At 41.9% G+C, this 17081-nt stretch carries 8 protein-coding genes; 6 read left to right on the top strand and 2 right to left on the bottom strand.

The window, feature by feature from the left end:
• Nucleotides 1-36 precede the first annotated feature (36 nt).
• Nucleotides 37-3342: a reprolysin-like metallopeptidase gene (locus Q0064_RS00760; RefSeq protein ID WP_298142803.1), complete on the bottom strand. Its 3306-nt coding sequence runs from the start codon at nt 3340-3342 to the stop codon at nt 37-39.
• A gap of 258 nt (nt 3343-3600) precedes the next feature.
• Here Q0064_RS00760 and Q0064_RS00765 point away from each other — a divergent pair, with 258 nt between their 5' ends.
• The gene (locus tag Q0064_RS00765; protein ID WP_298142806.1) at nt 3601-4599 is read left to right on the top strand and encodes a T9SS type A sorting domain-containing protein; all 999 of its coding nucleotides are present in this window, start codon (nt 3601-3603) and stop codon (nt 4597-4599) included.
• Here Q0064_RS00765 and rsmG read toward each other — a convergent pair.
• The gene (gene rsmG, locus Q0064_RS00770) at nt 4596-5213 is read right to left on the bottom strand and encodes a 16S rRNA (guanine(527)-N(7))-methyltransferase RsmG (protein ID WP_298142810.1); all 618 of its coding nucleotides are present in this window, start codon (nt 5211-5213) and stop codon (nt 4596-4598) included. The two genes, Q0064_RS00765 and rsmG, sit on opposite strands and share 4 nt — an antisense overlap.
• 1504 nt (nt 5214-6717) lie before the next feature.
• Between rsmG and Q0064_RS00775 the strand changes: the two genes are divergently transcribed.
• The 5 genes from Q0064_RS00775 to Q0064_RS00795 form a co-directional block, all read left to right on the top strand.
• Nucleotides 6718-7809, top strand: coding sequence for an acyl-CoA desaturase (locus tag Q0064_RS00775; RefSeq protein WP_298142813.1), 1092 nt, complete (start codon nt 6718-6720; stop codon nt 7807-7809).
• Between the two features lie 4 nt (nt 7810-7813).
• Entirely contained in the window at nt 7814-9001 is a 1188-nt protein-coding gene (locus Q0064_RS00780) for a pyridoxal phosphate-dependent aminotransferase (RefSeq protein WP_298142817.1), read from the top strand.
• 63 nt (nt 9002-9064) lie between these two features.
• The gene (purT, locus tag Q0064_RS00785; protein ID WP_298142820.1) at nt 9065-10231 is read left to right on the top strand and encodes a formate-dependent phosphoribosylglycinamide formyltransferase; all 1167 of its coding nucleotides are present in this window, start codon (nt 9065-9067) and stop codon (nt 10229-10231) included.
• Nucleotides 10232-10618: 387 nt separating this feature from the next.
• Nucleotides 10619-12160, top strand: coding sequence for a T9SS type A sorting domain-containing protein (locus tag Q0064_RS00790; RefSeq protein ID WP_298142823.1), 1542 nt, complete (start codon nt 10619-10621; stop codon nt 12158-12160).
• Nucleotides 12161-12177: 17 nt separating this feature from the next.
• On the top strand, nt 12178-17081 hold a 4904-nt coding region (locus Q0064_RS00795), incomplete at its 3' end, for a DUF6443 domain-containing protein (RefSeq protein ID WP_298142826.1).

Below are 17081 nucleotides of genomic sequence, written 5' to 3' on the forward strand. Positions count from 1 at the left end.
TGAATCGCCGTTTTCCATTTGTGTTAGTTTTGGTTATTATTCCACAACAATTCGCTTTACTTCTTTGAATTTTGCGCCAGAGATTGAAACTAAGTACACCCCAGCTTGTGCGTTTTGCAATGAAATGATTTCGTTCAGCGGACCAGCACCGGCAGTATTTGATTGGTGCAACACACGTCCGCGCATGTCGTAAACAGTAATTTCCGATTTCGCATCCAATGCTTTCGCAGAGCTTATAGTAAAGTTTCCGCTGTTTGGATTTGGATAGATAGATATACCAAAGTCGGTAGAATTATCTTCTACTGAAAGTGGCGCAGCCGCTCCACAAAGCTTCAAGCTCCACGAAACTAATTGGCCGCCGTCTTCTGCAGAATTGTCGGTTATTCTTAAAGTCCAGTTACCTTGCGCATTCTGATTGTTCAAATTGGCAAAACTCTGTTGTGGAATTACGCGACCGGCAATTCTTGGATTAGATGGTAGACAACTCAATGCACTTCCTGAAGCAGTGAAAGTAGCATCTACATCTTCGTTGCCCGGTTGCCCAGTGTTACATTGGTTTTGGAATAAAATGATGTTTGTACCCGTTGGAGAGATAAGACGACAGGTTAAGTCGCTAATCCAAGTATGATTTATCTTAACGGAAACTTCAACTTCATTAATAGTGATGTTTTCTGAAGTTGGGATATTTAGAACTGAATTATAAGTTTGAGCTGATTGTGTTGAGATGTTGATCGGAACCGAAGTAGCCACATATACATCACAGTACTTTGTAGTAAAGCGGAATGCTGACGACCATGGGCCGGTACAACCTGCATTTTTTGGACGGATTCTCCAGAAGTAGTCTTGTAAAGAAAAAAGTTCAGGAGTTGAAATTGTGGTTGCCGTGGTACTTAAGTTAGCAACAACGGTATTAAAACCTGCATCAGTTGCAACTTGAATATCGTAAGCAGTAGCTTCTGCGTTTGCACTCCAGCTCAGGTTTGGTGTAGTCGAAATTCCTGTAGCATTGTTTGCAGGTGATGTCAAGACACTCGCTGGGAAATTTGGAGAACTTACTTCAATGTAGAAATTCGCAGTTTTAGAAGTTGCTCCTGCTGTTGCAGTTACCGGAATTGCGTAAATTCCAGCAGCTACGTTAGCAGTAGTGCTTACGGTCATGGTAATAGTTCCTGTAGCCGAAATGGTTGAAGGAGAAAAGGCTACACTTACACCTGCGGGAAGCGTTCCAGCACTTAGCGTAGCAGTGTCTGTAAATGTGCCGAAAGTGTTATATGCAATCGAAAAAGTTGTTTGTGACCCCGCACATACCGCTTTATTTTGTTCGCCTGCAATTCCATTAAATCCAATGCTGAATGTGTTAGCGGGATTGGTTGTAGTGAAGTTTGCGTTTGAAATATCGTAGAAAATATTATTATGACCTACGATTAGTATGCGGTTAGTTCCTGCAATTGTTCCTGGTAAGGTAACAGTTTCAGCTCCGTCGTTTGGTACTTTGCTAGCTAGCAGGGTTCCGAACGGATTACTTGTTGTGGTTAGAATCCAAATGTCAACAAATTTTGCATTTATTCCGTTTTCAGTTGTTCCTGCCACATTCCAAGTAACTGCAAGATTACTTGCTGCAACAACAGAGGTGCTTGAATTTGGAGCTGTTACTGTAAACGGACCTGTGTTGGCTACGTTTACAGTGATGTTTTCTCTTTCAGTTTGGCCGCCGTTTACAATATCGTTGTCACGAACGGTAAGCGCAAAGTTGTAGGTTCTTTCAACGCTACTCACAACTTCATAAGCCGGAGAAATATTATTGTTTATCACACTGCTAAACTGTGGGAAGAAACGCGTTGGTGATGCATTCGGAATTCTGGAGCGGAAATTAGGACCGCTGGAGTTAATATTTATCGGAGGTTGTGTTGATGATTCGTTGTTGGTTTGCTCCCAGCAATAAGATAAGTTAGTGTCATCAACGTCGGTTGCATTTCCGCGTAAAAAGAATGGCGTACTGTAGGGAATCGTGTAATCGGCTATTTGCTGGATTACTGGCGATTCGTTGTTTGTTGGTGTGTTCACCGAGCAGTTTGCAGTACTTGCTACCAAAGAGTTTATCTGCGCTAAGCTAACTGCGTGAAAAGCCGCGTCAGAATTGTTTTGAACGTTTTGAGGTGGGCAAATACCAGCATAGGCCATAATGGTGGTTCCACTACCAGGCTCAACGGCCGTCGCTTGATTAATGTTGCCGTTGCAAGAGCCTGTTTGACTACTAAATGTGTGGTTGGCACCGAACTGATGACCCATTTCGTGGGCAACATAATCGATGTCAAACGCATCACCAACAGGAGCATCCGAGCCAGTAACCCCCCGCGACTTCTGACCCGCTAAACAAACGGATCCCAGAATCGCAACACCGCCACCACCCGTTGAAAAGATGTGTCCGATATCATAATTCGCTGAACCGATATTGCTGTCCATATACGACTGAACGCTATTTAAAAGAGCGCCGCCACTTGCGTTATTGAAATTGTCGCTTGAAATATTAATAACTTGGTCGTTATTAGCAATTAACTCCATAGTTATGGCAGCATCGCGCTCGTAAAGGCCGTTAACGCGCGTCATGGTTACGTTCATTGCCGCAAGTACTGCTGCTATTTTTTGGCTCGTTGTTCCCGCTTGCAAGCCAGCAGCATTTACGTGGAAAGTTGCGTATTCTACAGTACACGTAATCGCGAGTCGATACGTACGGAAAATACCCGTATTGGATTGTACGCTGTTCTCGCTAAGCGCTTGCGCTTGAATATGCTCTAAATCTAATTCTGGATTTGGCAATTCTTGGCAGCTAAAATCAGGTAAATTCGTTATAGCATCTTTGCGATACACCAAGTAAGTCGTCAAATCTTTTGTGTAAGGCTGTGTAAACGAAGTGCCGTCGTTCGTACTAAAATTAATAGTGTGTAATCCAAAAATTGTAGTCGAAAAGCGAACGGATTTTCCGTTTTTAAGTGTGCTTCTACCTACATACGATTTAATGTCTGGGTATTTTGCAGCTAAGGTCGGATGCATAATTGAAGCTTCATACACTTCAAATGTTTCTAGCTGACCGCCTGGCACGGGAAAAACAACCATAACACCTGCCTTTGATGAGGCTAATTTTCTGTCTGGAGCACCCGCTAATGAAGTTTTCAAAGCTTCGATGTCGAGGTTGTAAAGCTCATAGGTAGCTGGAAAATTCTTAAAGTCCAACTTAGCTTTGTTGGCAATCGCAGCTTCCGAAACTTTGGTCCAAACCTGTCCGTGTGCTACACTTGATAGCAACAGTACTACGAATAACAAATGAGGTAGTATTCTCTTCATTTTAAAAAACATTAATTAAGCAGCCAAAGTTAAAGATTTCAATAATATACGCAGCATTTAGATAGGTAAATTGCAAATCTTTCATGTAAATTCTGCAAAATATTCGGATTATAACAATACAGGCTGTAATTCTCGCCGAATAACTGCTGTATGCTGCTTCGAACCACCTATAGATTTTTATTTTTTAATTTTTTCTGTGAAAATCTTTTGCATTAACAGAAAATTAGTACTTTTAAGGATACTAAAAATCAGATTCTTATGAAGCAAAAACTACTTTCATTATTTCTTCTTTCCACCGTCGGATTGTTTGCTCAACAACCCATTACCAATTTTTTGGGTGGCCCAAATATGTTTTACGCTTCAATACAGCCCAATAATTTACCCAACCAAAATTCGGGCGGTGGCGACCAAAATTGGGTATATCCGAGTGCTACAAACGGCTCCGTAGTTGAAACAGTGGAAACACCTACGGCAACCGAATTAACAAATTTTCCCGGCGCAACACACGTTTATCGAACTTCCGGCATTGTCGACGGAAATGCTACATCGGGAAATATCTATGCGATAATTTCGGGTTCAACTGTACAGATTATCGGACTAACAATTGATACCTTAACCCTTAAGTACGATACTGCATCGGCAACCGTAGGAACGTATCCGCTCCCTTACAGCTATCAAAATATCGACGACACCGTTTCAGGTACCTTCGTTTACCAGCAATACACCGGTACCTTCAGCGGAACCTTAACTACCTCGGTAGATGCATCGGGATCATTAGCCGTTGGTAGCTCCGAAACTTTTAACGTAACGCGATTGAGAAGTGTTCAAGATTTAGACTTGTCTTACGGAAATTTCGGCGTAGTAGGTAACATTCTAATTCAAAGTTCGAGTTATTATACCGACAACCAAGTTCCTGAATTCCCAATCGTGCGGCAAGCCAATACATCTTTATCAGTGCCGTTGCTGCAGATCAATGAAAACCGAACTAGAGTGGAAGTTGCCTCGCAATTTGCTAACACCGATTTCGAACCTATTGGTAGCAATCGTTTGACCTTAGCCGAAAACCCAGTTAATCAACAGTTAGAGCTTGTAACCGACGCGCAAATTACTGCAGTGGAAATTTTTAATTTACAAGGAAAATTAATGGGTACCTACTCGAAAACAATGATTGATGTTTCAAATTACGCTTCCGGAGTTTATTTGGCCGTTGTAAGTTCAGCCTACGGAAACAAAACCATTAAGTTCGTGAAAAACTAAAACGGAACATAAACTACTTTTTTAGTCTCGAAAAATTCTTCGTGAAAAAAAGTGGAAATGTCATATTGTTTCGCTTTCGGGAAATCTGCCAACTCTTCGGTCAGATCGCCACCTTTCAAATACAAAATTCCGTTCCGAAGTTCATGCCGACTTTTAGAACGGAATTTTCCGTTTACCCAAGTGGCAAAATCCGACATATTCGTCACGGCGCGGCTAACCACAAAATCAAAATGTCCCGGAACTTGGGCAGCACGCTGCTGCTTCGCACTAACGTTTTTAAGCTCCAAAGCTTCGGCTACGGCTTCAACAACTTTGATTTTTTTGCCAATCACGTCTACCAAAGTAAACTGCACTTCGGGAAATAAAATCGCCAGCGGAATTCCTGGAAATCCGCCGCCTGTTCCTACATCTAAGATGTGCGCGTCGCGTAAAAACGCCTGCACTTTCGCGATGGCTAAGGCGTGCAAAACGTGTTTTTCGTACAACGAATCGATGTCTTTGCGCGAAATCACGTTAATTTTTGCGTTCCAGTCGGTGTACAGTGCTTCCAATTGCTCGAATTGCGCGCGTTGGCTGCTTGTTAGGTCCGGAAAGTACGCTAAAATTTGTTCCATGGCTTTTTTTGCAAAAGTAGGAATTGAAGTTTAAATCGCTCCATCTAAAGTGCACCTCGCATTTCCAGTCGTTTTAAAGTTGATTTTGTTTTGGGCGCGCCGGCAAACGAGTCGTCGCTGCGCAAAAGTTGTTCACGCCGTCACGTGTTCCGCTGTATCTTTTTGGCAAAACTATAGTGGAAATACGCAAGGCCAAAAAGTATGTCGCTGCACCCGTTCGCGCGGAAAAGCGACGTAAGGGAAAAAGCTAAAAGCTAACAGCTAACAGCTAAAAAGCTAAAAAGCTAAAAGCTAAAAAGCTAAAAGCTAAAAAGCTAAAAGCTAACAGCTAAAAAGCTAACAGCTAACAGCTAACAGCTAACAGCTAACAGCTAACAGCTAAAAAGCTAAAAGCTAAAAGCTAAAAAGCTAAAAGCTAAAAGCTAAAAAGCTAAAAGCTAAAAAGCTAAAAAGCTAAAAGCTAAAAAGCTAAAAGCTAAAAGCTAACAGCTAACAGCTAAAAAGCTAAAAGCTAACAGCTAAAAAGCTAAAAGCTAAAAAAGCGAAAAATTTCCCCTTTGCGAACTTTGCGTAAATCTTTGCGGTTAGCCTTCGACAATCTCAGGTAGCGAGGGAGCGCAATGTTACACAAAGTGTTTCACAATAGACACAATGTTTTTCCTTCGACAAACGCACGTACCAGCTTTTTAAGCGCACAGAAAACACTGAATTTCAAAGAATTATACCGTTGAGGAAAACACAGAACGTGTCAAGCCACCAAAAAATCGCACCAGCTTTCGACGAGCTCATGCCCCGACGAATTGTGGTTCAGTTGGGTAAAACGATACGTGAAGTGGTGAACGTCACAAAGTCTTAATACTCAAATCTTAATACAAAAATCTCCATTAGCATTCGACAGGCTCAGGCACCGGCCTTCGACAAGCTCATGCTCCGACGAATTGTGGTTCAATTGGGCAAAACGATACGTGAAGTGGTGAATTCATCGATTCCGATACCTACCGGAACTCGTGTCTATCCCGATAGCCATCGGGACTAGCTTCTCAAAAAAATCCGCCTTCGACAGGCTCAGGCACCAACGAATTGTGGGTTAGATTGGGAACATGATACGTAAAAGGGTGAATTCATCGATTCCGATAGCTATCGGAACTAGCTTCTCTCCCGATAGCTAGCGGGACTAGCTTCTAACATCTCAAAAAAGATACGTCAAGTGGTGAACGTCACCAAGTAACGTTTTCGCAATAGCGATTTCCTTCGGACAGTTCGGCTAATGCCTCGAGTGACGCGGAAACCCCACAGCGACGAGGAACGATTCCGATAGCTATCGGAAGCGAGGAGTTGCAGCAAAAAGCGCGGGCGCCGCTTTGCACATTCGTTTTACGAGAAAAATCCGTTGCGGCGCATTGCCCAAATAAAAGATAGCTCGCAGATAAAACAAAACCTAAAATTTTACGTTCATGCATCGTGCTCCACTCTAATTCTTTACCTTTGAGCACAACAATTTTTTATGAATACCACAATTCCGAATTTCTCTAAGCAAGACACCGCGAAGTTTTTCCGAACCCTCAACAGCCGCGTGAATGCTTACTTCAAAGACAACAATATTTCTAAAACCGGCAACTGGAAATTACACCTGAAAGCCGTGATTATGTTCGCTATTTTCCTGACACCTTATTTCTTAATCTTAACCCTCGACATGCCTTTGTGGGCCATGTTGCTGCTATCTGTAGTTATGGGAGTAGGAATGGCTGGCGTGGGAATGAACGTAATGCACGATGGAAACCACGGCTCGTATTCCAGCAAAAGTTGGATCAATAAATTTATGGGCTCAACCATTTATGTGCTTGCTGGAAACGTGTACAATTGGCAAGTTCAGCACAATGTGTTGCACCATACCTACACCAATATTCATGGTCATGATGAAGATCTTGACGCCGGACGTATCATGCGCTTTACAACTGAAGCGAAATGGCATCGTTTTCACAAATTTCAACACTATTACAGCGTATTTTTATACGGATTGCTCACATTTAACTGGGCTATTACCACCGATTTCAAACAAATGCGTGCCTATTTAAAGCGTCGTTTGTTTTATGGAAAAGAGAAGAGTCCGAAGATTTTATGGACTACGCTTATCATCACTAAAATATTATACGTAAGTATCTGGATTCTATTGCCAATTCTTATCGGAATCGATTGGTGGCAAGTGTTGTTAGGATTTTTCTTAATGCATTACACAGCAGGTTTAATTCTGAGTATCGTTTTCCAGTTGGCGCACGTGGTAGATCAAACCTCGTATCCAACGCCAAACGAAAACGGCGAGATGGAAAACACGTGGGCCATTCACCAACTGTACACCACGGCGAACTTCGCACCTAAAAATCCGATTGTAAATTGGTTCACAGGCGGTTTGAACCATCAAATCGAGCACCATATTTTCCCGAATATCAGTCATATTCACTACGGTAAGATTGGTGAAATTGTAAAGCAAACTGCCAAAGAATGCAATTTGCCTTACTACGAGTTTAAAACCACTCGCTCGGCTATATACGCTCATTTCAGACATTTAAAAGCACTTGGAAATCCGTCTCTAGTTTAATATCATGACCCACATTCTTTCTGATCGAATCAATAATCTTGCTGTTTCGCAAACGCTTGCTATGGCTGCCATGGCACGCGAATTAAAAGCTCAAGGAAAAGACATTATTTCTTTAAGCTTGGGAGAACCCGACTTTAACACGCCCGATTTCATCAAAGAAGCGGCAAAGAAAGCGATCGACGAAAACTACAGCACCTACACGCCTGTCGACGGTTACGCCGAATTAAAAGAAGCGATTTGTCAGAAGTTCAAACGCGATAATCAGCTTGATTACAAACCTGCGAATATTGTTGTTTCAACAGGTGCAAAACAATCCTTGTACAATATTGCCCAAGTGTTGTTAAACGACGGTGATGAAGTAATCCTTCCAGCGCCGTTTTGGGTAAGCTATTACGAAATGATCAAATTGTCGGGAGGTATTCCGGTAGTGGTGCCCACTTCGGTAGAATCCGATTTTAAAATAACGCCGCAACAATTACAAGATGCAATCACGCCAGGTACAAAAATGCTTTGGTTTAGCTCGCCTTGTAATCCAAGTGGTTCGGTGTACAGCAAAGCCGAATTGGAAGCTTTGTGTGCGGTATTGAAAAATCATCCGCAGATTATAGTAGTAAGTGATGAAATCTACGAGCATATAAATTTTTCAGGTTCGTATTGCAGTATAGCCTCGATTGAAGGCATGCTGGATCGAACCGTTACCGTAAATGGTGTGGCTAAAGCTTTTGCCATGACCGGTTGGCGTATTGGCTACATTGGCGCGCCTGAGGCTATTGCTAAAGCCTGTACGAAAATCCAGGGTCAGGTTACCAGCGGAGCCAATTCTATTGCGCAACGAGCTACAATTACGGCATTACAAGCAGATCCGAGCGTTTTGAATGAAATGGTACAAGCCTTTCACCAGCGTCGGGATTTGGTTATTGAAAAAATGAAATCGATTCCCGGATTTAAATGTAACGTACCCGAAGGCGCGTTTTATGTGTTTCCAGACGTTTCGCATTATTTTGGGAAAACTCTGCGCGGCACAGAAATTAAAAACGCCGACGATTTTGCCTTGTATTTGCTTGCCGAGGCAAACGTAGCAACGGTAACCGGAGACGCATTTGGAAATCCGAATTGTATTCGTATTTCTTACGCTGCCGCAGAAAATCAGCTTATCGAAGCATTTAATCGCATTCAAGCCGCGGTTTCCTAGTTGATGCATCGAACTTTACGATAGCATTAGCCGTCCAAACGCTTGGTGTTCTGTATAAAAGGTATGGAAAAACGTATCGTACTTCTAGGCTCCGGCGAGCTTGGTAAAGAGTTTGTGATTGCCTGTAAGCGTTTGGGGCAATATGTGGTGGCGGTCGACAGTTACGCAAATGCACCAGCTATGCAAGTGGCCGATGCTTACGAAGTGATAAACATGCTCGATGGTGCAGCGCTCGATGCCGTGATTGCCAAACACCGTCCGGATATAATTGTTCCTGAAATTGAAGCGATACGTACCGAACGTTTTTACGACTACGAGCAGCAGGGCATTCAGGTTGTGCCGAGCGCAAAAGCCGCGAATTTTACGATGAATCGAAAAGCGATACGCGATTTAGCCGCAATCGATTTAAATCTGAAAACAGCCGAATACCGCTATGCTACCAGCGAAGCGTCGTTGCGAGCCGCCGTTGCCGAGGTGGGCATGCCTTGTGTGGTAAAGCCTTTGATGTCGTCTTCCGGCAAAGGACAATCGGTTATAAAATCACAAAACGATATTTCGAAGTCTTGGCAATATGCCGTGGAAGGATCGCGAGGCGATTTAGTAGAAGTAATCGTAGAGGCTTTTATTGATTTTGATTATGAAATTACGCTACTAACCGTGACGCAGCAAAACGGACCGACTTTGTTTTGTCCGCCGATAGGGCATCGTCAGGAGCGCGGCGATTATCAGGAAAGTTGGCAACCGATGCCGATGTTGGAGCAGCAGCTTCGCGAAGCCGAGCAAATGGCGGCCAAAGTAACGGAAGCTTTGGGAGGTGCGGGTTTGTTTGGTGTTGAATTTTTTATTTCAAAAACTGCGGTTTACTTTTCGGAATTATCGCCCAGACCGCACGATACCGGCATGGTAACTTTGGCAGGCACCCAAAATTTAAACGAATTTGAGCTGCACGCGCGTGCCGTGTTGGGATTGCCTATTAATGAAATTCAATTGTTAAAGAAAGGCGCTAGTGCTGTGATTTTAGCTGCTGCAGATAGCCATTCTCCTCGTTTTATGGGAATAGATGCTGCACTTTCGGTACCGAACAGCGATGTGCGTTTGTTTGGAAAACCCACTTCAAGACCGTATCGCCGGATGGGCGTTGCGTTGGTTTACGGCGACTTAGACAAAGAAATTGATTACGTTACATCGCAGGCCAAGAAAGTAGCGGCACGGGTTTCGGTGGTGGGGTAGGACTTTTTTATTCTCTTGTTTTATTCATTGTCTTTTCGAAAGTGCACTTGATTTCATTGTGCATCGATGTGCTGCATTTTTGTAGAAAGTCTTACTTAACAATATCGGTTTAAACTTAAAACTTTTTTTGGTTCAGAAGTTTCCATTTTTTTGCATTTTAATACAATCTGCTTTCACCAGTGTTATACTTTATTTTTTAATAAATATTTTATCAATTTTATTTTTTTCTCTGAAGAATTAATTTAATTAATTTTTATAATTAATTGAAAAACAAGTACTTTAATGTACTTGTGTGATTAATTTATAATTGTTAACACAAAGTTAACATTTAATATAAATTTTAAATCTGCATAAAGAATAGTTTTGTACGTTATAATTTTTGTTGATATGTTAAAAATAAAGCAACTCTCTTACGTGTTTATTTTTTTGAGTCAAATTATAAATGCGCAAAATCTTGATTGGGATCGAAACTTTGGTGGAAGTGCAGATGAATTTTTATTTGATGCCATTCCCACGGCCGACTATGGAATTTTGTTAGCGGGTGGAAGTTTATCGGGCGCTTCAAAATCTAAAGCGACATCAAATTTCGGTAAACTAGATTATTGGTTGTGGAAGATCGATGAGGGCGGTGAGTTAAAATGGGAACGGAATTTTGGAGGTTCTGAAAATGATATTTGTACAGTTGTAATTGGGACTTCGGATGGTGGATTTCTTGTTGGTGGAAATAGTGCTTCAATGCCGAGTGAATCAAAAAAAGCAGAATACTATGGGGATTTTGATTTTTGGATTTTAAAATTGAATGCTTTTGGCGCAGTTGAGTGGGAAAAATCATTTGGAGGAGCCGGAAGTGAGGAACTTGTTAGTATTGTTGAAACGAAAGACAAAGGCTTTTTGATTCTAGGAAATTCTAGTTCGGGAAAGTCGGGAAATAAAACCACGCCCTCGTTTGGAGGAGTTGATTTATATCTTATTAAAGTGGATAAAAAAGGAGAAGAGCTTTGGCAAAAATCGTACGGCGGAAATTATAACGAAACTGCTGTAAAGGTTTTGATTTGGGGAGCAGATTTTCTGGTTGGATATAATTCAAATTCTACGGATTCGAGTACCGACATCGAGCCATTAAATGATGCGAAACTACTGTTAATTAACGGGAATGGAGATCTTATTCAACAACAAGAGCTTGGAGGAACTGGTGCTGATGATCTGGTAGATTTCGCACTCAATGGTCAGGATCGTGTGTATTGTGTATTGAACTCTAACAGTAATGTTTCTGGAAATAAATCGCTTGCAGCCAAAGATGGTACTGATATTTGGATGGTAGAGCTCGACACGGAATTTACCGTGCTAAAGCAGCATCAATTTAATTACTCCCAAAACGATTTAGCACAAGGTTTAGAACTTTTAGAAGATCGAATATTGATTTCTGCGAAGACGGATTCTCGAATGGAGCATGGCCGACTGAATAGTAGCTTCAAAGTTATACAGGTTGATTATTCAGGTTCAGTTACAGATGAATTTAGTGTAGCCGCAGATGGCGAAAACACAATTAGAAAATCTTTATTAGCTAGAGATAACAGTTTGTTTTTATTAGGTACTGGCGAAACGAAGAATACGAAGGGGCCGCGCGCCTTTCAACGCGATTTTAGAGTTGCTAAGTTAAAGTTTAAAAAGTCGGACAAAAAACAGCGCGAGAAGCTTGAAGTTATTCCTAACCCAGTGCATAATTACACAAACTTTATAGTTGGATTTAGCTTTAATACAGGTAAGCTCCTGATTCACGATATCGCGGGTAAGCTAGTTCATACTCAAGAAATAAACGATCGAACAATACCTTTCGATGCAAGTTTGTTACAGCCGGGAATTTACGTGGCTACAGTAAGTACTAATTCCGGTCAAGCAGTCACTAAATTCATTAAAGCTTCTAATTAATTCTACTTATCGAATCCATGAGAAAAATATTTTTACTATCGCTGTTTTTAGGTTTGCACTTTGTTGCTACGGCTCAAATTGCTCCCTCAGTAATGAAACCTTCTCCTCAGGTATCTAATTTGTTAGCTTTTGAAGAATATCCTGTCGAATTATATACAGGAATTCCCAATATTTCACTTCCCATCTTTTCGCTACAAACCCGCAGTTCAGAGGTGATGGAGCAACTAAGCCTTCGGTACCACCCATCCGGAATTCGAAAGGATGCTCCAATTGGCGAGATTGGTAGAGGTTGGACACTAGCTTCTGGCGCAGTTATCGGACGAACGGTTTATGGTCAATTAGATGAAATTACCATTCAAAATGCTGGCACTACACCTAATGATATTTTTCAATACAGCGTTGGTGGTTCACAGGGTCGTTTTCGTTTAAAGTATGAAAATAACCAAATCGTTGCTTTTCCATTTGATTATGAAGGTGAAAAGGTTGAAATTGATTTGGAGGTAGTAAACAATACCATCAATTCGATAACACTGTACACGGCTTCGGGGCTGAAGTATTTTTTCAACGACAAAGAATCACAGATTTACCAGTCGCAAGCCGGGCAGCCGCAATACAACTACTTCTCCGCTTTTCATTTAACTAATGTTAGTGATCAGAACAATAATGTTGTTTTGCAATACTTATACACCGATCGGCAAGCCAACGTAAATGTACCAACACCTTCTTACACCTACAAACAAAGAACGAGAATAACATCGCCTGGTTTTGGATATCTAGAATTTCAGTACGGAGCAAATGTGTATGGGAATCCGATTCAACCGCTAACTAAAGTACTACTTCGCGACAGTTTTGCCAAAATCATAAAAGAAGCTCTAATTGCAAACGACAAACTTGAAATTTATTCTGGCTTAGGTACGGAAAAAGACGTTTATACATTTAGTTATGCAGTAGCAAGTTTGCCAGGTGGTGCCGAAGCCAAGTTTGATGGTTTTGGATACCCCAACTATAAGCCGTTTTGTGCTTTTGGCGACGATCTTGGAGCAAATTACGGAACAGCGCCCGACTACTGTACTAACGGTATCTTAAATAAAATAACCTATCCTACCGGCGGAAGTATCGTCTTTGAATTTGAATCAAATACCTATGTTAAGACGAAAGTTGAAACGATAACCGATCAAAGTACAAATCCGGCTACAGTTGCATATAAAAGAGTGCCCGATCCGACCCCGATTGAAGGCTATAACCATCCGTATCGCGATGAATACTATTTAGACACCCCGATTCAAAATTTCTTTTTTATTCCGAATACCAGTCAGCAAAAAAACTTTTCAGTTTCGGTTTCTGGTAATTATTACTTTGCAGCTAGTTCTACGTACACACCACCGGGTGGTTCGGGATCGCAAAATCCAGATCCAATCAATCCTCCAAACCAAATTCCGCCTACCTTTTCGTTATATCACAGCAATGGCACTTTAATCGGCACTATTGACCCTAATCTTGCCAGATTAAATCGTTGCAATGGGCAGCTTTTTACGCTCAGTCCCGGAAATTACTATGTTTTAGGAGCTGGAATTTTTTCAGGATGGGAGGCTAATGTTCGAATTACAAAGACAGATCCGAATCCGAACGGACCAAAATTTGAATACGGTGGCGGCGTACGCATCAAATCTATAACATTGGCTAATGGTCGGAAGATAGATTATTCATATAATTTCTTCGAACCCGCATTACAAGGATTTAGCAGTGGTATTTCGGTAAATGGAAATAACCAACCACCAAATGATTTCCAATACGGGCGGGAGCCGATTACCTATAAAAATGTACGTGTGAGCGACTCTCAAAATGGTTGGACAGACTACTCATTCACCGCTGGCGACGATTATCCCATAAGCGAAAACAACAGTCAAAGCCAGATTTTTTACGATTATCGACGAGGAAGTTTACTTGATAAGAAAGTGTATAACCAAACTGGCGCGCTGTTAAACCACACCTCGTACGTAAATTCTTTCTTTGATTATGATGTTTCAGACTTCCGATTACGAAGCATGAACGCACGGAACGGCTGGAATGTATTAGAATCGAAAATTGAACGAAGATACGAGTCGAATAGTTTAGACCCAATCGTGGTTCGCGAGCTTTATACTTACGATACTGCAAAACGCTTGTTGCTTTCTACAACCCAAATAAACGATGCTACGGGATTGAACAATCGAACAGAAATTACCTACCATACAGGAAATTCAACTTTTACAAAAAATAGAATCAATCAGGTAAGCGCTGTCCGAATTTTCAAAAACGGCACTTTAGTAGCTACCGAAAATACCTCATACCTCAATACATTTGCTACTAACGCCGCATTTCTTCCGGCTAATAAATCGGTTGCCAAAGGAGCATCGAACGCCGTAATTACCAACAGAAATGTTGTTTACGACGAGTTTGGCCACGTACTTGAAACCCAAGACGGTGCCGGTATTCGAACATCGTACATTTATGGCTACAACAAAACACTTTTAGTAGCTAAAGTAGTAAATCGCACGTATAGCACTATTCCTGCTTCTTTGATTACGGCTATTCAATCGGCTTCTAACATCGAAAACAACGAAGCCAATTTGCTGACAGCGCTCGATAACCTGAGAAATAACGCTTCTTTAGCATCGTCTTTTGTTACTACCTATACACACAAGCCACTTGTTGGCGTAACCACCATAACCGACGAAAAAGGGCTGCGCCATTCGTTTCAATACGATGTTAATCGCCTAAATGCGCTCGTGAGTGCGCGCGATTTTGAAAATAATTTGCTCTGGGAACAACAATATACGAGTGGTAATTTATCAACACCAAACACGTACAAAAGCGTTGTTTATAAGCAACCTACCGTTACGCCATTTGCCAATCCCGACCCGAATGTGGCAGCCGTTCAATTTCAATATTTCGATGGTGTTGGACGACTTATTCAAACCCGAAATATAAAAGCAACAGAATCGGGCAAAGATTTAGTACAATACAACGAATACGACAGTTCCGGGAAGCAACTTAAGAACTACTTGCCATTTCCCCAAAATACCTCGACCAATTACTCTACTTCAGCGCTAAGCGAACTCTTATCGTTCTATGCATCGGGCAGTACGAATCCGCCGCGAGAAGCTACAACAAATCCGTTCGTGGAAACGAATTACGAAAAATCGATTTACGCACGTCCGCTAGAAATTGCGAGTCCCGGTAACGACTGGTCGATGACCGCCACAGAAAAGCATACCATTCGTATGGAGTACGGCTTTAATACCGTTTCCGACGCCGTTATACGCTTCGACGCAAATGCAGTTGCTGGAAATCCAACGGCAACCAGTGTGCTCTATGCTCCGACGCTCAATAGAAACGGAAACTATCCAGTAAATACCTTGTACAAAACGCTGGTTCGAAATGAAAACTGGAAACCAGCTGATGGACTCAATAATACCACGATTGAATTTACAACTATAGACGGGAAAGTAATTTTAAAACGTGCTTTCGGAGAGTCGGTTGTGGATGGGCAAACCGTAAATGAAAATCACGATACCTATTATGTTTACGACCAATATGATAACTTGAGTTATGTATTGCCGCCTGCTATTAAACATCAGCAAACAATAACAACCGACATTTTAAATGATTTAGGGTATCAGTACCAATACGACGAGCGAAACAGACTCGTAGTACAAAAAGAGCCCGGAAAAATCATGCAATACACTTTGTACGATAACTTGAACCGACCAAAAGCGGTTGGTCCGACATTGAGTCCGTTTACGGGAGTAGAACAAGGGTGGAATATCCTAAAATACGACGTATTTTCACGCTCGGTGCTTACAGGTTGGCTTGCCGATACGGTAACCGAGTCGCGTCGATTAACGCTTCAGACGCAACTTAACACAGCTACAACCAATTTTAACGAGAACAAATTGGCTTCGACAACTTCAACGGTTAACAACATTAGCTTTAGATACAGTACAGTGAGTTGGCCAACAACAGCTTATCATGTTCTTAGCGTGAATTATTTTGATAATTACAGCGTACCTGTACCTACAAACATTCCATTTTCTACAACACTAAGCGAGGCCTATTACAACAATACTGTTTTACCACGAGCGTTGCCTACATCGAGCTGGGTTCGCGCGGTAACAACAGCAACAGATACCCGCGGAACTACTTCTTTTGTTTTTTATACGAGAAGAGGTTATGTGTTTAAAACCTTGTTGAGTAACTATTTAGGAGGTTCGGATGTAGTTACAAACAACATTAATGCGTTTACCGGACGCGTAAATACAGTTACTGCCGAGCATAAACGATTAGCGGCTAGCGCAGCAATTACCACGCAAAATTCGTTCACTTACAGCGCCAACGACCGCCTTTTGAGGCAGTACCACACCATTAACAGTGAAACGCCACAAATGCTTTTTGCCAATTTTTACGACGATTTAGGTACATTGTACACCCAATATGTGGGCGGAACCGATATTACCGCGGGAGCCTATCATCAAAAAGTGGATTATAAATACAACATACGAGGCTGGTTGAAGTCGGTGAATGATGTTAACAACCTCCAACCCGAAGGTGCCACTGTACCGCGCGATTTATTTGCGTATCAGATCAACCATCAGGATAATTCAAACACTTCGGCGGCAGCTGGCGATGTGGTTGAGAAGCAGTACAACGGCAACATTTCCGAAGTTTTTTGGCGCAGTGCCAGCGACAACATTTTGCGTAAATACGGCTATACCTACGATAGGTTGAATCGGTTGCGTGCGGCAGCTTACCAACGGCCCGGTGCTACGAATCCGGTTCGGCGCTCGTACGACGAAAGTGCGCAATACGACAAAAACGGAAACATTACCCTTTTGCAACGCAACGGCGATTTTGACGATACCAACCGAGTGCAAGAAATAGA

Origin of the sequence: Flavobacterium sp., from assembly GCF_027490375.1 — a bacterium.
Taxonomy (GTDB): domain Bacteria; phylum Bacteroidota; class Bacteroidia; order Flavobacteriales; family Flavobacteriaceae; genus Flavobacterium.